The organism is Streptomyces sp. NPDC004051 (assembly GCF_053604275.1).
Window position 1 is genome coordinate 143,237 of record NZ_JBSGHG010000005.1, and the last position, 18,004, is coordinate 161,240.

At 71.0% G+C, this 18,004-nt stretch carries 16 protein-coding genes; 10 read left to right on the forward strand and 6 right to left on the reverse strand.

The window, feature by feature from the left end; translation table 11 throughout:
* Window positions 1-8: 8 nt before the first annotated feature.
* From ACWEQO_RS08910 to ACWEQO_RS08930, 5 genes are all read left to right on the forward strand, one after another.
* Entirely contained in the window at window positions 9-695 is a 687-nt protein-coding gene (locus ACWEQO_RS08910) for an SGNH/GDSL hydrolase family protein (RefSeq protein WP_361451402.1), read from the forward strand.
* 107 nt (window positions 696-802) lie between these two features.
* Window positions 803-1,390: a Uma2 family endonuclease gene (locus ACWEQO_RS08915; protein WP_361451205.1), complete on the forward strand. Its 588-nt coding sequence runs from the start codon at window positions 803-805 to the stop codon at window positions 1,388-1,390.
* Between the two features lie 242 nt (window positions 1,391-1,632).
* The gene (locus tag ACWEQO_RS08920) at window positions 1,633-1,878 is read left to right on the forward strand and encodes a type II toxin-antitoxin system VapB family antitoxin (RefSeq protein WP_452980562.1); all 246 of its coding nucleotides are present in this window, start codon (window positions 1,633-1,635) and stop codon (window positions 1,876-1,878) included.
* Window positions 1,875-2,291 (forward strand): PIN domain nuclease, encoded by a 417-nt coding sequence (locus ACWEQO_RS08925; RefSeq protein ID WP_361451200.1) that lies wholly within the window; start codon window positions 1,875-1,877, stop codon window positions 2,289-2,291. The genes ACWEQO_RS08920 and ACWEQO_RS08925 overlap by 4 nt, the downstream gene beginning before the upstream one ends.
* 43 nt (window positions 2,292-2,334) lie before the next feature.
* Window positions 2,335-3,324, forward strand: coding sequence for an aldo/keto reductase (locus ACWEQO_RS08930; RefSeq protein ID WP_452980757.1), 990 nt, complete (start codon window positions 2,335-2,337; stop codon window positions 3,322-3,324).
* Between the two features lie 155 nt (window positions 3,325-3,479).
* Here the strand turns inward: ACWEQO_RS08930 and thpR are convergent, their stop codons facing one another.
* Window positions 3,480-4,052 (reverse strand): RNA 2',3'-cyclic phosphodiesterase, encoded by a 573-nt coding sequence (gene thpR, locus ACWEQO_RS08935; RefSeq protein ID WP_452980565.1) that lies wholly within the window; start codon window positions 4,050-4,052, stop codon window positions 3,480-3,482.
* Window positions 4,053-4,166: 114 nt separating this feature from the next.
* Between thpR and ACWEQO_RS08940 the strand changes: the two genes are divergently transcribed.
* Complete coding sequence (locus ACWEQO_RS08940) at window positions 4,167-4,754, forward strand: Uma2 family endonuclease (RefSeq protein ID WP_452980568.1); 588 nt, start codon at window positions 4,167-4,169, stop codon at window positions 4,752-4,754.
* A gap of 50 nt (window positions 4,755-4,804) precedes the next feature.
* Here ACWEQO_RS08940 and ACWEQO_RS08945 read toward each other — a convergent pair whose 3' ends face one another.
* A complete protein-coding gene (locus tag ACWEQO_RS08945; RefSeq protein WP_452980571.1) occupies window positions 4,805-6,196 on the reverse strand; it encodes an MFS transporter in 1,392 nt (463 codons plus the stop codon).
* A 32-nt stretch (window positions 6,197-6,228) separates the two neighbouring features.
* The gene (locus ACWEQO_RS08950; protein WP_361451185.1) at window positions 6,229-6,666 is read right to left on the reverse strand and encodes a MarR family winged helix-turn-helix transcriptional regulator; all 438 of its coding nucleotides are present in this window, start codon (window positions 6,664-6,666) and stop codon (window positions 6,229-6,231) included.
* A gap of 189 nt (window positions 6,667-6,855) precedes the next feature.
* Between ACWEQO_RS08950 and ACWEQO_RS08955 the strand changes: the two genes are divergently transcribed.
* A complete protein-coding gene (locus tag ACWEQO_RS08955; RefSeq protein WP_452980574.1) occupies window positions 6,856-7,038 on the forward strand; it encodes a ribbon-helix-helix protein, CopG family in 183 nt (60 codons plus the stop codon).
* Window positions 7,039-7,054: 16 nt separating this feature from the next.
* Here the strand turns inward: ACWEQO_RS08955 and ACWEQO_RS08960 are convergent, their stop codons facing one another.
* Window positions 7,055-8,506, reverse strand: a complete 1,452-nt coding sequence (locus ACWEQO_RS08960; protein ID WP_452980577.1) for an NCS2 family permease — start codon at window positions 8,504-8,506, stop codon at window positions 7,055-7,057.
* 181 nt (window positions 8,507-8,687) lie between these two features.
* Between ACWEQO_RS08960 and ACWEQO_RS08965 the strand changes: the two genes are divergently transcribed.
* The gene (locus tag ACWEQO_RS08965; RefSeq protein ID WP_452980580.1) at window positions 8,688-9,104 is read left to right on the forward strand and encodes a DUF2530 domain-containing protein; all 417 of its coding nucleotides are present in this window, start codon (window positions 8,688-8,690) and stop codon (window positions 9,102-9,104) included.
* A gap of 116 nt (window positions 9,105-9,220) precedes the next feature.
* Window positions 9,221-11,620, forward strand: coding sequence for a cation-translocating P-type ATPase (locus tag ACWEQO_RS08970; protein ID WP_452980583.1), 2,400 nt, complete (start codon window positions 9,221-9,223; stop codon window positions 11,618-11,620).
* 144 nt (window positions 11,621-11,764) lie between these two features.
* Here the strand turns inward: ACWEQO_RS08970 and ACWEQO_RS08975 are convergent, their stop codons facing one another.
* Window positions 11,765-12,526 (reverse strand): calcium-binding protein, encoded by a 762-nt coding sequence (locus ACWEQO_RS08975; RefSeq protein ID WP_452980586.1) that lies wholly within the window; start codon window positions 12,524-12,526, stop codon window positions 11,765-11,767.
* Between the two features lie 328 nt (window positions 12,527-12,854).
* On the opposite strand from ACWEQO_RS08975, the gene nhaA reads away from it, so the two are divergent.
* Window positions 12,855-14,744 (forward strand): Na+/H+ antiporter NhaA, encoded by a 1,890-nt coding sequence (gene nhaA, locus ACWEQO_RS08980; protein WP_452980589.1) that lies wholly within the window; start codon window positions 12,855-12,857, stop codon window positions 14,742-14,744.
* A gap of 64 nt (window positions 14,745-14,808) precedes the next feature.
* Here the strand turns inward: nhaA and ACWEQO_RS08985 are convergent, their stop codons facing one another.
* Window positions 14,809-17,949, reverse strand: coding sequence for a sacsin N-terminal ATP-binding-like domain-containing protein (locus ACWEQO_RS08985; RefSeq protein WP_452980592.1), 3,141 nt, complete (start codon window positions 17,947-17,949; stop codon window positions 14,809-14,811).
* Between the last annotated feature and the right edge of the window lie 55 nt (window positions 17,950-18,004).

The window sequence follows — 18,004 nt, forward strand, 5'->3', positions numbered from 1 at the left end:
ATGATCGGGTGCTCAGGTTCATGCCCGTCGGCGACTCGATGACCATCGGGAGCGCGGGTGAACACACCTGGCGCTACCGCCTGTGGCAGCACCTGTGCACGGAGTACGGCGGCCCCTTCACCTTCGTCGGCCCGCGCGAGACGCTGCACGACCAGGCGACGGACGCCCCCACCTCGTACGCCTACGCCGAGCCCGACTTCCCCCGGGCCCACCTGGCCGGCTGGGGCGAGGGCTGGCAGCACATGGCGCCGCTGATCGGTGAGAGCGTCCGGTCCCACCGGGCCGACGTGCTCCTGGTCTCCCTGGGCCTGATCGACCTCGGCTTCTACACGAACGCCGAGCAGACCGCGGACAACGTCCGCGCCTTCGTCGCCGGGGCGCGGGCGGCCAACCGCCGCGTCCGGCTGGTCCTGCTCCCGGTGATACCGAACATCCGCGCGGAGGCCGACCCGTCCTTCGCCACCGAGGTCACCCGCTTCAACGAGCTGCTCGCGAAGACGGCCGCCGACCTCGACACCCCGGGCTCCCCGCTCCTCCTGGCCGCCGTCCCGCCGTCGTACGACATCCACACCGACACCTACGACGGCACCCACCCCAACGCGACCGGCGAACACAAGATCGCGGGGGCCTTCGCGGAGGCGATGTACGAGGGCTGGGAGCTGGGCGGGCCCTACGAGGCGTCCTCCGCGCCGTAGCCGTCGCCCGGCGGCATATGCACTCCACCCCGTGTCCCGGTCACCGTGCGTATCGTTGTACCGCGCGGCCGTACTCGTCCGTGGAGCGGCCGGGGAGGAGCGCCACGATGACCGTCCTTGACGACAGGATCACCATGGCCGACAGCAACACGCAGCGCTTGGACGAGTGGTTCGAGCGGCTGGAGCGGATGCCCGTCCCCGAAGGATTCAGGGTCGAGATCGTCGGGGGCAACGTCTACATGACACCGCAGCGGGACACCCATTGGGCAATCATCCGTCGAATCGTACGGGCCGTCGAGGACAGGTTCGGGATGGACGTGCCGGTGTTCTCGGACGTCCGCATCGACTTCCCCGGCCACCAGAACGGCCTCTGCCCCGATGTGGCCGTGCTTCGCGCCTCCGCCGAGAAGGACGACGAAGGCCGCTGGCGCCACGAGGACGTCGAGTTCGTCTTCGAGGTCATCTCCGAGGGCACGGCCGCCAACGACTACGGCCCGAAGAAGACCGCCTACGCGACCGCGGAGGTCCCCCTCTACGTCATCGCCGACCCCTACCGGGGTTGCTGCTACGTCTACACCGACCCCAAGAACGGCGACTACGTCACCAGGACGCGGGTGGACTTCGGCGACGACATCGATCTGACCGGCACGGTGGCGGACCTGAAGGTCGGGACCGGCGACTTCCCCCACGACTGATCCCGGTCCCGTCCTCGCCCACCGCACCGACCTGTTCCTGACCCCCTGGGCCTGATCGATCTCGGCTTCTGCACGAACGCCGAGCAGACCGCGGACCATGTCCACGCCCTCGTCCCGGAGTCGCCGCACCAGGAGTGGGAGCTGGGCGGGCCCCACAAGAACCAGAGCCCTCGAACGATGCTCCGAGGGGAAGCGAGCGCCGAACGATATCAAGTGGCGGCGATTTTGATATCCTCGCCGTGTTGAGCGCTGTCCTCGTCCTGGAGGTTCACATGGCACGAACGGTCATAGACATCGACGACGACAAGCTGGCCGAAGCCGCCGAGATCTTCGGTACCACCACCAAGGTCGCCACGGTGAACGCGGCTCTCGAGGACGCCATCAAGCGCCGGAAGCGGGAGTCGTTCCTGAACTGGCTGGCCGAGGGCGGACTACCCGACCTCACGGGGCCCGTGGAGCAGCCGAGCGACTCGCGGGGAGCCGCGTGACCGGCCGGTACCTGATCGACAAGTCGGCTCTGGCCCGTTATCCGAAGCCGGCGGTCCGCGCCGTCATCGACCCGCTGCACAACGCCGGTCTGCTGGCGGTATGCGGTGCGGTGGAACTCGAGGTCCTGCACAGTGCCCGGTCCAAGGCGGACGCCGAGCGGATCCGCGACGAAATGCGCGGCTTCGACTGGCTGTCGACACCGGACGAAGCCTGGGACCGGGCGATCGAGGTCCAGGCCCTTCTCATCCAGGAGGGGAACTGGAAGGCCCTGTCCGTCTCCGACCTGATCATCGCAGCGACGGCCGAGCGCCACGGCGCCGTTGTCCTGCACTACGACGGCGACTTCGACATGATCGCCTCGGTCACCGGACAGCCGACGGCCTGGGCCGCCCCCGCGGGCACCGCCGACTGATCCCCTTGCATAGAGCGCGCTCCAGGACGTTGGCTTGGTGTTCATGGAGTACACGCAGCTCGGACGCACGGGACTCACGGTCGGTCGGCTCGTCCTCGGGACGATGAACTTCGGTCCGCAGACCGACGAGGCCGACAGCCACACCATCATGGACACGGCGCTGGACGCCGGTATCAATCTCTTCGACACCGCCAACGTGTACGGCTGGGGCGAGAACAAGGGCCGTACCGAGAGCATCATCGGCAACTGGTTCGCCAAGGGCGGCGAGCGGCGCGACAAGGTCGTGCTCGCCACCAAGGTGTACGGGAACATGGGCGCCGACGGTGAGGCGTGGCCCAACCACGACAAGCTCTCCGCGGTGAACATCCGCCGGGCCGTGGACGCCTCACTCAAGCGGCTGCAGACCGACTACATCGACCTCTACCAGTTCCACCACATCGACCGGTCGACGCCGTTCGAGGAGATCTGGCAGGCGATCGACGTCCTGGTCCGGCAGGGGAAGATCCTCTACGTGGGGTCGTCCAACTTCCCCGGGTACAAGATCGCCCAGGCGAACGAGACCGCCGCCCGGCACGGCCGCATGGGCCTGGTCAGCGAGCAGTGCCTGTACAACCTCGTCGAGCGCCGCGCCGAGATGGAGGTCATCCCGGCCGCGCAGGACTACGGGCTCGGGGTCATCCCCTGGTCGCCGCTGCAGGGCGGTCTGCTGGGCGGGGTCCTCAAGAAGGAGGCCACGCAGGGGCGCCGCGCGTCCGGGCGGGCCGCCGAAACGCTCGCCGACCCCGCCGCCCGCGCGCAGATCCAGGCGTACGAGGACCTGCTCGACAAGCACGGCATCGAGCCCGGCGAGGCGGCGCTCGCCTGGCTGCTCACCCGGCCCGGCGTGACGGGGCCGATCGTCGGTCCGCGCACCACCGAGCAGCTGGCGTCGGCGCTGCGGGCGGTCGAGCTGGAGCTGAGCGAGGAGCTGCTGACCTCGCTGGACGAGATCTTCCCGGGCCCGGGGCCGTCCCCGGAGGCCTTCGCCTGGTAGGACGCCGCCCTCCCGGCGGGCACGCCGGGATCGCCGGAGGTGCCTGGCGGCGGGGCTAGTTTCCGAGCGCCGCCGCCACGGCCACCACCACGAACATCAGTACAAGCGCACCGGCCATGATCCGGTTCCGGGTTTTCGGGTCCACGCCCTCGAGCCTAACCGGCCGCCCCGAGTGGGCAGCGCGCGACCACCTCGTAACGGGGCTGCTCGCCCGGCACCCCCGACCTCGGCAGGTTGCTGCGCACCAGCGCCAGCTCGCCCACGGTCCAGGTGCGGCTCCGGAACCGCCCCAGTGCCTCCACGTACGGCCGCACGTCGGCGCCGGTCCGGCTGCGGGCCAGCGTCAGGTGGGCCTTGTAGCGGCGGTGCTCCCCCATCGCCACGCCCGCCCTGCGCCCCGCCGCCTCCGTACGGTCGGCGAGCAGGCTCAGAGTGTGCAGGTCACCGTCCGCCCCGGTCCACAGGGCCCGTCCGTGGCCGAACCGGCCACCGCCGCACAGCGCCAGCTCGAAGGACCCGGTGTGGGATGCGGCCCGCTCCAGGCGGGCGGTCAGCTCGGGGACGAGGGCGTCGTCCACCTCCCCGTAGAAGGCCAGCGTGAAGTGCCAACCCGGAACCCCGGTCCAGCGCAGGGCGTCCGCGCCGGGCAGCCGTCGCAGCTCCTCGGCCTCGACGGCGAGCTCACGGATCACGTCCTCGGGCGGCACCACGGCGGCGAAGAGTCTCATGTCTCCAGTCTCACCGGGGAACGCGTGTACGCCCACGCGTGTCCTGGTCACCGTGCGTATCGTTGTACCGCGCGGCTGCGCCCGTCCGGGGCTCAGCCGGGGAGGAGCGCCACGATGACCGTCCTTGACGACAGGATCAAGATGGCCGACAGCAACGGCGAACCCACCCTCGACATGATGTTCGAGTGGTTGGAGACGATGCCCGTCCCCGAGGGTTACAAGGTCGAAATCGTCGGGGGGAACATCTTCATGGCGCCTCAGCGGGACACCCACTGGGAGATCATCGCGAACATCTACGACCAGCTGCGCGCCGAGTACCCGCGCAAGCGCGTGAAGTCCGACGTCCGCATCGACTACCCGGGGTACCTCAACGGCTTCGCCTCTGATGTCACGTTGATGGCCGAAGGCGCCGACAAGAACGCCAAAGGGCTGTGGAGCTGCGAGGACGTCGAATTCGTCGCTGAGGTGATCTCCAAGAAGACCGGCGCCAACGACTACGGCGCCAAGAAGACCGCCTACGCCACCGCCGGCGTCCCCGTGTACCTGATCGTGGACCCGTACACCGGCGAGTGGCACCTGTACACCCTGCCGAAGGACGGTACGTACCGCGGGGCGGTCCGGCTTCCCTTCGGTGAGGAGGTCGATCTGAGCGGGACGGTCGTCGGGCTGGTGCTCAAGACCGACGAGTTCCCCCGCGACTGATCGCGGGGGAACTCGCCGGGGCAGCGGGTCCGGCCGTCAGGCCGGCGTCGTCAGGCCATCGCCGTCAGCTCTCGTCGCCGCTCCCGCGGTACGAACCGCACCTGGGGGTGGCCGTGGTTCCAGCCGACCGTCAGGCGCAGGTTGCCGACGCGGGCCAGGATCAGGCCGATCACGGCGGCGGCGAGGACCGCGACGGCGCCGCCCATCGCGAAGCCGAGACGGGCGCCGTAGGTGTCGGTGATCCAGCCGACGATCGGGGCGCCGACGGGCGCGCCGCCGAGGAAGACCATCATGTACAGGGCCATGACGCGGCCGCGTACGGCCGGGTCGGTGGACATCTGGATGCTGGTGTTGGTGGTGACGTTGACCGTCATGGCGAACAGGCCGATCGGGATCATGAGCAGGGCGAACAGCCACAGGGTGGGCGCCCCGGCCGCCACGATCTCCAGTGCGCCGAAGGCCAGCGCGGCCAGGATCAGCAGCCGCAGGCGGGCCGTGCCGCGCCGGGCGGCGAGCAGGGCGCCGGCCAGGGAGCCGACCGCCATCAGGGTGTTGAACAGGCTGTAGGCGCCCGCGCCCCCGTGGAAGACGTCGTCGGCGAAGGCCGAGAGGTAGACGGGGAAGTTGAAGGCGAACGTGCCGATGAAGCCGACCAGGACGATCGGCCAGACCAGGTCGGGCCGGCCCGCGACGTAGCGCAGCCCCTCCCGCAGCTGCCCCTTGCCGCGCGGGGACGGCGTGACGGCGTGCAGTTCGCGGGCCCGCATCATCATCAGGCCGGCCAGCGGCGCGATGAAGGACAGGCCGTTGAGGAGGAACGCCCAGCCCGTGCCGACGCCGGTGATCAGCAGGCCCGCGACGGCGGGACCGACCAGGCGGGCGGACTGGAAGTTCGCGGAGTTCAGGCTGACCGCGTTCTGCAGCTGACCGGGGCCGACCAGCTCGGCGACGAAGGACTGGCGGGCGGGGTTGTCGACCACCGTCGCCAGACCGGTGACGAAGGCGGCGACGTAGACGTGCCAGACCTCGACCTGTCCGGTGAGGGTGAGAGCGGCGAGCGCCAGCGAGGTGAGGGCCATCGCCGACTGGGTGACGAGCAGCGTGGGCCGCTTGCGCAGGCGGTCGACGAGGACGCCGCCGTACAGGCCGAACAGCAGCATCGGCAGGAACTGCAGGGCCGTGGTGATGCCGACGGCGGCCGAGGAGGCGGTGAGGGTGAGCACCAGCCAGTCCTGGGCGATGCGCTGCATCCAGGTGCCGATGTTGGAGACGACCTGGCCGATGAAGAACAGGCGGTAGTTCCTGACCTGCAGCGAGGAGAACATCCGGGCCTTGCGGATGTGATGACCCGGCGCTTCGGGGTCGGGCGGTGTGTCACCGCCGGCGGGGATGTCGTTGGTGTCAGGTCCGGGGGCGGAGTGTGCTCCGGGTCCCGTACTCAAGGTTCGCCTCCTAGCGAAAGCTGCTGGGTTTTCTAGAGGTGCGCGAGTTTTTCCAGCACTGGCGCGGCGGCACGGAGTTTCGCCCATTCGTCCTCGTCGAGTTCCTCCGCGAGGGTGGCCAGGAAGACGTTCCGCCTGCGGCGGCTCTCGGCGAGCATCGCCTCGGCCTGTTCGGTCTGCGTCACGACCTTCTGGCGCCGGTCGTCGGGGTGCGGCTCCAGCCGGACCAGCCCCTTGCCCTCCAGCAGGGCCACGATGCGGGTCATCGAGGGCGGCTGGACGTGCTCCTTGCGGGCGAGCTCGCCCGGGGTGGCCCGGCCGCAGCGGGTGAGGGTGCCCAGCACCGACATCTCGGTGGGGCTGAGGGACTCGTCGACGCGCTGGTGCCTGAGTCGACGGGACAGTCGCATCACGGCGGATCGAAGGGCGTTGACGGCGGCCGCGTCGTCGCCATGGCTGAGGTCCGGCATGTTCTTTAGCGTAACTCATTAGCTTCGCTAAAGGATAGTCCGGGGCGTGTTCCCACCCCGTCCACACCCGTGATATCGGCCACTCGTGCAGTGGATCAGGCCACACAGCGCGCCATAGATCACTCGTACGGGTGATTCCTGCGCGTAAAAGGGCACACCCGGCCGGAGAGTACGGCAAGGCTCATGCCCATGGGGACCGACGTACTCAGCCTGCGCATGGACCAGGAACTGCTCGAAAGACTCAGAGGCCATGCCGCCAAACGCGGAATGAGCGTCCAGGACTATGTCGTCCAGACGCTCATTCGCGATGACTTCGACCAGCGGTTCCAGACCGCCGTGGAGGAGACGGAGAAGTTCTACGGCGTCACCTGAGCCCGCACCGGGCCGGTCAGGCCAGGCCCAGGGCCGGCATCAGGTAGTAGAAGGCGAAGACCGCCGCCACCGCGTACATCGCCGCCGGGACCTCCCGGCCGCGCCCGGCCACCAGGCGCAGCAGCGCGAAGGTGATGAAGCCCATGCCGATGCCGTTGGTGATCGAGTAGGTGAACGGCATCATCACCATGGTCACGAAGGCCGGGACGGCGATCGTGTAGTCCGCCCAGTCGATCTCCTTGATCGAGCCCGCCAGGATCAGGAAACCGACCGCGAACAGCGCCGGGGTGGCCGCCTGGGACGGCACCATCGTGGCGACGGGCGTGAGGAACAGCGCGACGGCGAACAGCGCGCCGGTGACGACGTTCGCGAAGCCGGTGCGCGCGCCCTCGCCGACGCCGGCCGTGGACTCCACGAAGGCGGTGGTGGCGGAGGAGGAGCTGGCACCGCCCGCGGCGACCGCGACACCGTCGATGAACAGGACCTTGTTGATGCCGGGCATCTGGCCGTCGGCGTCGGTCAGCTTGGCCTCGTCGGAGACGCCCATGATCGTGCCCATCGCGTCGAAGAAGCACGACAGCAGCACGGTGAAGACGAACAGGACGCCGGTCAGCAGGCCGACCTTGGCGAAGCCGCCGAACAGGCTGACCTCGCCGATCAGGCCGAAGTCGGGGGTGGCGAGGGGGTTGCCGGGCCAGGTCGGGTTGGTCAGGCCCCAGGAGGGGATGTCGGCCACGGCGTTGATGATCACGGCGAGGACCGTCATCGCGACGATCGAGATGAGGATCGCGCCGGGCACCTTGCGCACGATCAGCGCCAGCGTGAGCAGCGCGCCGAGGACGAAGACGAGGACCGGCCAGCCGGTGAGGTGACCGCCGGTGCCGAGCTGGAGCGGGACGGTGGTCTGGGCGGCGTCCGGTATCCGGGAGACGAAACCGGAGTCGACCAGACCGATCAGCATGATGAACAGGCCGATACCGATGGCGATGGCCTTGCGCAGGCCGTACGGGACGGCGTTCATCACGCGCTCGCGCAGACCGGTGGCGACCAGCAGCATGACGATGAAGCCCGCCAGCACCACCATGCCCATCGCGTCGGGCCACGACATGCGCGGGGCGAGCTGGAGGGCGACGACCGAGTTCACGCCGAGGCCGGCGGCCAGCGCGATCGGCACGTTGCCGATGACACCCATGAGCAGCGTGGTGAACGCCGCCGTCAGGGCGGTCGCGGTGACCAGCTGGCCGTTGTCGAGCTGGTTGCCGTACAGGTCCTTCGCGCTGCCGAGGATGATCGGGTTCAGCACGATGATGTAGGCCATCGCGAAGAAGGTGGCGAATCCGCCACGGATCTCGCGGGGCAGGCTGCTGCCCCGCTCGGAGATCTTGAAGTAGCGGTCGAGTGCGCCCTGCGCGGGCGCGGGCCCGGGCTGGTCGGGCAGGGGGGCCTTGCTGGGGGCCGACGTGGACATGCAGAACCTCATCACCGTCGGACTTCCGGCAGAGCCCTTTGGCGTTTCCTACGATCAGAATGGGCCGGAGACAAACAGATTCAGTATGAAGATATAACGTCAACCACGCCATCTCCGCGCGTAGACACCCGCGGATCGATGCGGCGAACCTCACCCCCGTCCGTCCTCGTAAGCTGTCCGCATGGCCGCTTTCTTCTCGGATCTCTCGCGCCGGCTCACGGGGACCCCCAAGCACGAGGCGCCGGAGCCCCTGGAGGGCCCCGTGGTCGCCACCATCGTCGGCGGCACGATCATCTGGTTCGTCCTCTTCCTGGTGCAGCTGCCCTTCTACGGCTGGTTCGACGACCGCGGCCACGCCTGGTGGCTGTGGACCTGCCTGGCCGGCGGCGGGCTCGGGTTCATCGGCATCTGGTACGTCCGCCGGCGCGACGCCGCGATCAAGCGCGAGCAGGCCGCGGCGGCTGCGCGGACCGCGGAGACGGCGGCGTCGGTGGAAGCGGCGGAAGGGGTGGAAGAGGTGGAAGAGGTGGAGACGGAACCGGCCGGTGGACCCTCCGGCGCCTCCTCCGGCACCTCCTCTCCGTCGTCGGCCGACTGACCCCCGCCGCTCCCGTACGACCACGGCACTACGGCCGCCCGCGCCCCTCCTCCCCGGGTCGGATCTTCCGCGCATCCGGTGGGTGAAGCCGTGGCGCCGCACGTACCGTCGACTGCATGACGCATCTCGACGCGGACCCGCGGGCCGGTGCCGCGCAGCCCGGCACCGTCACCTCGCCGGTGACCGGCCTGACCGCCGCGGAGGTGGCGGAGCGGGTGGCCCTCGGGCAGGTCAACGACGTGCCGGTGCGCAGCAGCCGGTCCGTGCTCGAGATCGTCCGCGCGAACGTCTTCACCCGGTTCAACGCGATCATCGGCGTCCTCTGGGTGATCATGCTGGTCGTCGCGCCCGTCCAGGACAGCCTGTTCGGCTTCGTGATCCTCGCCAACACCGGGATCGGCATCGTCCAGGAGTGGCGGGCGAAGAAGACCCTGGACTCGCTGGCGCTGATCGGCGAGGTGCGGCCCACGGTGCGCCGGGACGGGGTGAGCACCGAGGTCGGCACCTCCGGAATCGTGCTGGACGACCTGATCGAGATCGGGCCGGGCGACAAGGTCGTCGTCGACGGGGTGTGCGCCGAGGCGGACGCGCTGGAGATCGACGAGTCGCTGCTCACCGGCGAGGCCGACCCCGTGGTCAAGCAGCCCGGGGACCGCCTGATGTCCGGGAGCTTCGTGGTCGCGGGCGGCGGTTCCTTCCAGGCGACCAGGGTGGGGCGCGAGGCGTACGCGGCGCAGCTCGCCGAGGAGGCGTCCCGGTTCACGCTGGTCCACTCCGAGCTGCGCTCGGGCATCTCCACGATCCTCAAGTACGTGACGTGGATGATGATCCCGACCGCGACCGGGCTGATCATCAGCCAGTTGGTGGTCAAGGACGACGAGCTGAAGAACTCCATCGCCCGCACGGTCGGCGGGATCGTGCCGATGGTGCCCGAGGGGTTGGTGCTGCTCACCTCCGTCGCCTTCGCGATCGGCGTGATCCGGCTGGGGCGCAAGCAGTGCCTGGTGCAGGAACTGCCCGCCATCGAGGGGCTGGCCCGCGTCGACACGGTCTGCCTGGACAAGACCGGCACCCTCACCGAGGGCGGCATGGACGTCACCGGACTGCGGCTGCTCGACGGCGACGACGAGCCGTACGTGCGGAGGGTGCTGGGGGCGCTCGGCGCGTCCGATCCGCGGCCGAACGCGTCCCTCCGGGCGATCGCCGACGCCTACCCGGACGCCGGGGACTGGCGCCGCACCGCCACCCTGCCGTTCTCCTCGGCCCGCAAGTACAGCGGCGCCACCCTCGCCGAGGGCGCCGGACAGCCGCCCGTCACCTGGCTGCTCGGGGCGCCCGACGTGCTGCTGGACGCCGACGACCCGGCCCTGGCCCGGACCACGCGGCTGAACGAGCAGGGGCTGCGGGTGCTGCTGCTCGCCCGTGCCGAGCGCGACGTGCCCGTGGACGACCCTCAGGCGGCCGAGGGGCTCCGCCCGACCGCGCTGGTGGTGCTGGAGCAGCGGCTGCGGCCGGACGCGGCCGACACCCTGCGGTACTTCTCCGAGCAGGACGTCCGCGCCAAGGTCGTCTCCGGCGACAACGCCGTCTCGGTCGGCGCGGTCGCGGCCAAGCTCGGGCTGAGCGGTACGGCGATCGACGCGCGCGGGCTGCCCGCCGAGCGGGACCGGATGGCCGAGGCGCTGGACCGGGGCACGGTGTTCGGGCGGGTCGCGCCGCGGCAGAAGCGGGACATGGTGGGCGCGCTCCAGTCGCGTGGGCACACGGTCGCCATGACCGGCGACGGGGTGAACGACGTCCTGGCGCTGAAGGACGCCGACATCGGGGTCGCGATGGGCTCCGGTTCGGAGGCCACCCGGGCGGTCGCGCAGATCGTGCTGCTCGACAACAGGTTCGCCACCCTGCCGTCGGTGGTGGCCGAGGGGCGGCGGGTGATCGGCAACATCACCCGGGTCGCGACGTTGTTCCTGGTGAAGACCGTCTACTCGGTGCTGCTGGCGGTGCTGGTGGTCTGCTGGCAGGTGGAGTACCCGTTCCTGCCGCGTCATCTGACCCTGCTGTCCACGCTCACCATCGGCGTCCCGGCGTTCTTCCTGGCCCTCGCCCCCAACAAGGAGCGGGCCCGGCCCCACTTCGTACGGCGGGTCATGCGGTACGCGATCCCGGGCGGGGTGCTGGCCGCGCTGGCGACGTTCGCCACGTATCTGCTCGCCCGCCACCACTACAGCGGTGCGGGGGCGCTGGAGGCGGAGACCAGCGCGGCGACGCTGACGCTGTTCCTGATCTCGCTGTGGGTGCTGGCGATCATCGCCCGGCCCTACACCTGGTGGCGGGTCGGGCTGGTGGCGACGATGGCCGCGGGGTTCCTGCTGGTGCTGGTCGTGCCGTGGCTGCAGGAGTTCTTCGCGCTGAGGCTGGTGGGGATGACGATGCCCTGGGTCGCGGTCGGCATCGCGGTGCTGGCGGCGGCCGCCCTGGAGTTCCTGTGGCGGTGGGTGGACCGCGTTTTCGCTTAGCGCTCGGCCCGAGAAGGGACGGTCGGTCCGTCCCTGCGGGCCGGTGGGGGCTGGTCGCGCCCGTGCGGCGGAGCCGCATGTCGACACAGCCCCGCGCCCCTGACGGGGCGTTTCGGTGAACCGCGCGACCAGCCCGGGCAGGGCCTACTTCACGTCGATGAAGTCGCCCGCGGAGTTGACCGCCGGGGTGGGCGTGTTGCCCGCGAAGGAGTAGCGGTAAGAACCGTCGACGGAAGCCTTAACCGTGGTCTTCAGGTTGCCCTTCGAGTCGGTCGTGATGGTCTTGACGGTGGTGTAGGTGCTGGCGCCCTTCTTCTTGAACTGCAGCTTCACCGACTGCTTCGTGTAGGCGGCGTACTTGCCGGTCTCCCAGTTGGCGCGGGTCAGCTTGCCGGTGACCGTGATGGTCTTGCCCTTCTTGACCGGCTCGGGCGAGGCGTTGGCGGTCAGCTTGGAAGCGCGCTGGAACTTGAAGGAGCCGGCCTTGTCCTTCCACAGGTAGTCGCCGTCCTTGGCGTCTATCCACGCTTCCACGTACCAGGTACCGGCGTTGGCGTTGCTGAGGTAATCGACCTTCGGGTCCACCAGCACCGAGGCGGTGCAGGTGGAGGTGGTGGAGCTGGAAGCCTTGCAGACGGGCTTGCTGGTCAAGATGAACCCGTAGTCGGGGCCCTTCAGCAGGAACTCGTCGGCACCCTTGATGCCCGAGTTGTCCTTGGCCGTCACACTGACCTTGATGGTCTTCGGGTTGGAGGTGCCCACGGACACCTTGTTGTCTCCGTCGACGACGACCTTGGTGATCGTGGTGTCGCCCCACCCGCTGTCCGCCTGCGCGGCCGGAGCGGCCAGGGCGGAGAGGGCCAGGGCGCCGGAGACTGCGGCGACGACGGTGGCTCGTATACGCATGCGTTCCCCTGAGGGAGAAGGGGCCCCGATGGTCGTCGTTCCCAACGGCTCGTCGTCACTTTCGGGGCCCGAGTGACCTTGGAGTCTGTTGACTCAGCTGATCAGATACGTCACACCGGTGAATGGTTGTACCAGGGATCGAAAACTTGTGTGCGATTCTTGAAGATCACGGCCCCGGCCGCCGCGTGCCGCAAGCAGAGCCCGAAAGGCCAGAAGCATCTGAAGAACCCGAAGGAGGGTCCCGCATGATCACACCCGTCCGCGACAACCCCTGTCAGCATCATTCCCAGGCCTTGTCCGCCATTCGGACGGGTACTGTGATTCAGTGATGAGCCCGACGAAGACTCCGGACACGCAGTCCCGGGCGAAGCGGCGCTCACTGGGTGGACAGCTCTCCACCCGCGTGCGTTCCTTCATGGAAACCGAGGCCGGCAGCGCCGGTCTGCTCCTGATAGCCGTCGCGGTCGCCCTGTTCTGGGCGAACTCGCCCTGGTCGGACTCGTACACGGCACTGTGGGCCACCGACCTGTCCCTCTCCCTCGGCAACGCCGAGCTGTCGATGGACCTGGGGCACTGGGTCAACGACGGACTGATGGCCCTGTTCTTCTTCATCATCGGCCTGGAGGTCCGTTACGAGGTCTCCGTCGGTGAGCTGAACAACCGCAGCAAGCTCATGATCCCGGTCCTCGCCGGGATCGGCGGCATGCTCGTGCCCGTCCTGCTGTACCTGGCGATCGCGCCCGGGGGCGAGGCCGCCATGGGCTGGGGCGTGGTCATCGGCACCGACACGGCGTTCATGCTGGGCGCGCTCGCCATCGTGGGCCCGCGGTTCGTCACCCAGCTGCGGGTCTTCCTGCTGGCCATCACCGTCATCGACGACATCGTGGCCGTCACCGTGATCGGTGTGGTCTACTCCGGCAACGTCAGTGTGCCGGAGCTGATCGTCGCGCTCGTCCTGGGCGTGGTGCTGTCCGCGCTGACCCGCTTCGGCGTCTGGCAGGCGGCCCCGTACGTCCTGATCGTCCTGGTGATGTGGCTCGCCACCCTCCAGGCCGGCCTGCACGCCTCCATCGCCGGCATGCTCGGCGGTCTCCTGATCCCCGCCCGGAACCCCTCGCGCGAGGGAGTGGAGCAGGCCGCACGGCTCTTCCGCGCCTTCCGTCAGTCCCCCCTCGCGGACGTCGGCAAGACGGCACGCAGGGGACTCCAGCGGGCCGTCTCCGTCAACGAGCGGATGCAGACGGTGCTCCACCCCTGGTCCAGCTACGTCATCGTCCCGGTGTTCGCGCTGGCCAACGCCGGCGTCGACCTGCGGAACGGCGTCCTGACCAACGCCCTGACCTCCCCCGTCACCTGGGCCGTGGTCGTGGGTCTCGTCGTCGGAAAGCTGGTCGGCATCTGGGGCGGTGCCTACCTCGGCACCCGGACCGGCCTCGGGAAGCTCCCGACCGGGGTGGGGCAGGGCCACGTCCTGGGCGGCGGTGTCCTGTCCGGCATCGGCTTCACCGTGTCCCTGCTGATCGTCGGGCTCGCCTTCGACGACCCGGTCATCCGTGCCGAGGCGACCGTCGGCGTCCTGCTGGCCGCCCTGTTCTCCACCCTCGCGGGCTGGCTCGTGTTCCATCTGGCCGCGGTCCTGCGCGGGGAGACCGACGCGGACCTGCCCCGTTACCTGGACCGTCCGGTCGACCCGGAGACGGACCACATCCTCGGGCCCCCCGAGGCGCCCCTCACCCTGGTGGAGTACGGCGACTTCGAGTGCCCCTTCTGCGCCCGCGCCACGGGCGTCACCCAGGAGCTGCGGCAGCGTTTCGGCGACCAGTTCCGCTACGTCTTCCGGCACCTGCCCCTGCCCGACGTGCACCCGCACGCCGAGCTCGCCGCGCGGGCGGCGACGGCCGCCGGCATGCAGGGCCGCTTCTGGGAGATGCACGACCTGCTCTACAAGCACCAGGCCGAGCTGGAGTACGAGGACAGCGCCGGCTACGCCGCCGACCTCGGACTCGACGTCGAGAAGTTCCTCCGCGACCTCGAGTCCGAGGAAATCGCCGAGCGGGTACGGGCGGACGCCGCCAGTGCCGAGGCCAGCGGCGCCCGCGGAGTCCCGACGTTCTTCGTCGGCAACCGCCGGCACACCGGGCCGTACGACGCGGCGACGCTCGCCCGCGAGCTCGAGGCGTACGCGAAGGATTCCGGCGCCCAGGCGCCCACGAAGTAGGCGAGGGGTCCACCCGTGGAAGGGGGGCGGGCCGGGGAGTTCCCCGGCCCGCCCCCCTTCGCCGTCAGTCGAACCAGCGGTCCCGCGCCAGTTCCTCCGTCCTGGACGGATCCTCCAGCAGGGCCGCGACCTCGAAGCGGCGCGGCCACTCGCCGGCCGCCCAGGCCAGCCCGGCGGCGACGCCCTCCAGGGTGGCGGCGTGCGGCACGCCGTCGTCGGTCAGGCGCCAGTCGATCTCCACTCCGTCCACCACGAGTTCCTCGTGCTCGACGTAGGTGGCCGGGGTGCGCGATCCGAGCAGGACCCGCACGGACTCCGGCACGTCGTACTCGGTGCCCCGGGAGCCGACCTCCCCGGTGACGGACTCGCTCAGCCGCCGCACCTGGAACAGTTCGGCCAGCTCGGCCGCCCGCGAGGGCCGCACGGGCAGCAGGGCCACCCCCGCGGTGAACGGCAGCAGGTCGGGCGAGTCGACGACCACCGCGTCGGCGGCGTCCACCACCTCGACCCGGCCGTCGACCACCGCGCGCAGCTCGTCCGGCAGGGTCACCTGTTCCGGCTCCAGGTCGGCCAGCGCACCGTAGAGGCCGTGCAGCTGGGCGGCGGTGACCGCACGGTCGGGGTCGGCGAGGCGGTCCAGGAGTTCGGCCGCGCCGCCCGGTTCGTCGAGCAGCGCGGACACCGAGGTGCGCACCCCGAGGGCCCGCAGCACCTGCTCGTCCTCGAAGCCGGTGGCGTCGGCCTCGTCGTACAGGCCGCGCAGCAGCGGGTCGCTCCCCGCGGCGCGCAGACCGGCCGGGCGGCGGCCGCCGAGCACCGGGTGCCCGCGCAGCCACCAGGCGGTGTACGGGCGGACGATCTCGTGGGTGCCGTCGGGCAGCAGGACGCGCACCGGCTGGGTGAGCGCGTCGCGCAGTGGCGGGCGGGCGAGCAGGGCGAGGGCCCGGGGCCACTGGTCGTCGTCGACGAGGTCGAGGTCGCGCACGGCGACGATCTCGGTGGCGACCGGCGGCACCGGGCTGTCGGGGAAGCGGTCGAGGATGTCCTCGCTCCACACGTCCACCGCGTCGAGCAGGCCCGCGTCGTCGGGTTCGGCGTAGTCCCCCTCCCGCGGCTCGAGCTCGTCCGGGTCGAGGACGACGTCGGTGGCGCGGACGAGGGCGAAGTCGACCAGCACCCCGCAGGCGGCCAACGGCGCCTCGCCCCACTTCTGCGCCAACTCGACGTCCACGGAAGCGAGTTCGCCCTCGCGCATGACGCGGGCGAAGGGACCGTCGGGGAAGACCAGTTCGCAGGCCGGGGAGAGTTCGCCGTCCTCGTCGGGCAGGGCGAGGGCGCCCAGCCAGGGCTCGTCGCCGGGTTCGAGACCGGCGTCGCGCACCAGGCCGAGCACGGTGTCGGCGAGTTCCTCGGCGTCGGGCGCCTCCTCCTCCCAGCCCATGGCGGTCATGCCGCCCTCGTCGTCGAGGGAGGCGGCGACGGCGGCCCGCACCTGCGGGGTGGTGAGCACCGCGCGCGGGGTGGCCGGGAGGGCGCCGAGCTTCTCCAGCAGGGGGTGCGCGGCGTCCGGGTGGGCGACCTTGAGACCGAGCCGGGCCAGCACCTCGGGCTCGATCCGGGGAGCCTCCGCGCCGGGCAGCAGCACCTGCCGGGGGCCGATGGCGGTACGGCGGTCGGCCAGCGGCACGGGCAGCCCGGAGAGCCGGTCCGGGTCGACCCCGGCAAGGCTCTCGTACAGCCGCCGCCACCACTCGGGCGCCTTCTCCAGACCGGCGAGCCGGTCGATCGCGTCGGCCAGCGGCACCCGGGCCACGCCCAGGGTGCGCAGTTCCGTCCGCCGTTCGAGCCCGGCGGGCAGCAGGGTGGGCAGCACCTCGGCGAGCACCCGCACCGTGTCGGCCCCGGCGCCCTCGACGACCTCGGCGTCCCGGGGCCGCAGCGACTCGGGCAGAGCGGAGTCGTCGTCCTGCTCGCGCGGGGGGACGGCGGGGGGCAGGAAGGAGGTGCGGGGCAGCCGCCCGAGGACCGCCCGGCGCAGGGCGCCGTCCAGCTCGCCCTTGCCGAGCGGGCCGGGCACCAGGTCGATGATCCCGGTGGTCACCGGATGCCACTCCGCGAGGAGGCCGGCGTAGGCGTCGGCCGCGCGTTCCACCAGGAAGTCGGTGAGCGGGCCGGGGGCGGCGTGCCGGCGGGTGGAGTCCAGCGGGAAGGAGGCGATGAGCAGGGCGGGGACGCCGAGCGGCTCGTCGCTGGGGGTGGGCGCGTGCACGACGGGACTGGTGCGGGGCCGGACGGGCCTGCCGTCGGAGTCGACGGGGACGGCCCAGGTGACCGACCAGTGGGGCCGCAGCCGCTCCTCGACGGGACGGTCGGCGAGCAGGTCCGGGGTGAGCGGCCCGTGCGCGGCGGAGGTGCGCCAGCGGGTGGCGCCGTCGCGCGAGTCGTCGACGACGGTGAGGGCGCCCTCCGCGCTCCGGCGCACGGTGCGGGGCTCGTCGTCGCCGATCTCGACGACGACCTCCTCCAGACCGGGCAGGGCGAGCAGCAGGGCGTCGTCGACGGCGTGCAGCAGCCGCTCGGCGAGGTCGGCGGCGGCCGTGTCGCGCAGCGGCAGGATGACCGCGGTGTCGTACGGGTCGGGGGCGGTGCCCTCGGCGGCGAAGGGCAGCCGCAGCAGCGGTACGTGCCCGTCGCGGCGGCGGATCTCGTCGCCGAGGCCGGCGCTGTGCCCCGCGCTGTCGCCGGCGAGCCCCCGGGCCTCGGCCAGCGACCACCGCACCCCGCCCTGCCGCCCGACCAGGGCGGGCTCGTCGGTGACGGCGAGGACGGCGGCGAACCCGACGCCGAACCGGCCCACGGCCCCGGCGGGCTCGTCCCGCTTCGCGGACGCCCGCAGGGTGGACAGCGACTCGACCCCGGCCGCGTCCAGCGGGGCGCCGGTGTTCGCGGCGACGAGCACCCCGTCGCGCAACGTGAGCCGGAGCCGCCCGGGCACCCCCGCGCGGGCGGCGGCGTCGGCGGCGTTCTGCGCCAGCTCGACGACGAGGCGGTCCCGGTACCCGCCGAGGACGAGATCCTCCTCGGCGTTGGCGTCCTCACGGAACCGGGCGGGACTGGCGGCCCAGGCGTCCAGCACCCCACGCCGCAGCCGCGCCGTCCCGAACGGGTCGGCGCCCTCGTCCGCAGGCCGTACGAACATGCTCACGGTCACTCTCCTCATCGGCCCCGATCGGCGTGAGACCGAAGGTACCCCTCCCCGG

Excerpts from the sequence above, each read along its gene's own strand:
- ACWEQO_RS08915 (WP_361451205.1), top strand. The coding sequence starts at position 803 with ATGACCGTCCTTGACGACAGGATCACCATGGCCGACAGCAACACGCAG.
- ACWEQO_RS08930 (WP_452980757.1), top strand. The coding sequence starts at position 2,335 with ATGGAGTACACGCAGCTCGGACGCACGGGACTCACGGTCGGTCGGCTC.
- thpR (WP_452980565.1), bottom strand. The coding sequence starts at position 4,052 with ATGAGACTCTTCGCCGCCGTGGTGCCGCCCGAGGACGTGATCCGTGAG.
- ACWEQO_RS08940 (WP_452980568.1), top strand. The coding sequence starts at position 4,167 with ATGACCGTCCTTGACGACAGGATCAAGATGGCCGACAGCAACGGCGAA.
- ACWEQO_RS08950 (WP_361451185.1), bottom strand. The coding sequence starts at position 6,666 with ATGCCGGACCTCAGCCATGGCGACGACGCGGCCGCCGTCAACGCCCTT.
- ACWEQO_RS08955 (WP_452980574.1), top strand. The coding sequence starts at position 6,856 with ATGGGGACCGACGTACTCAGCCTGCGCATGGACCAGGAACTGCTCGAA.
- ACWEQO_RS08960 (WP_452980577.1), bottom strand. The coding sequence starts at position 8,506 with ATGTCCACGTCGGCCCCCAGCAAGGCCCCCCTGCCCGACCAGCCCGGG.
- ACWEQO_RS08965 (WP_452980580.1), top strand. The coding sequence starts at position 8,688 with ATGGCCGCTTTCTTCTCGGATCTCTCGCGCCGGCTCACGGGGACCCCC.
- ACWEQO_RS08970 (WP_452980583.1), top strand. The coding sequence starts at position 9,221 with ATGACGCATCTCGACGCGGACCCGCGGGCCGGTGCCGCGCAGCCCGGC.
- ACWEQO_RS08975 (WP_452980586.1), bottom strand. The coding sequence starts at position 12,526 with ATGCGTATACGAGCCACCGTCGTCGCCGCAGTCTCCGGCGCCCTGGCC.
- nhaA (WP_452980589.1), top strand. The coding sequence starts at position 12,855 with ATGAGCCCGACGAAGACTCCGGACACGCAGTCCCGGGCGAAGCGGCGC.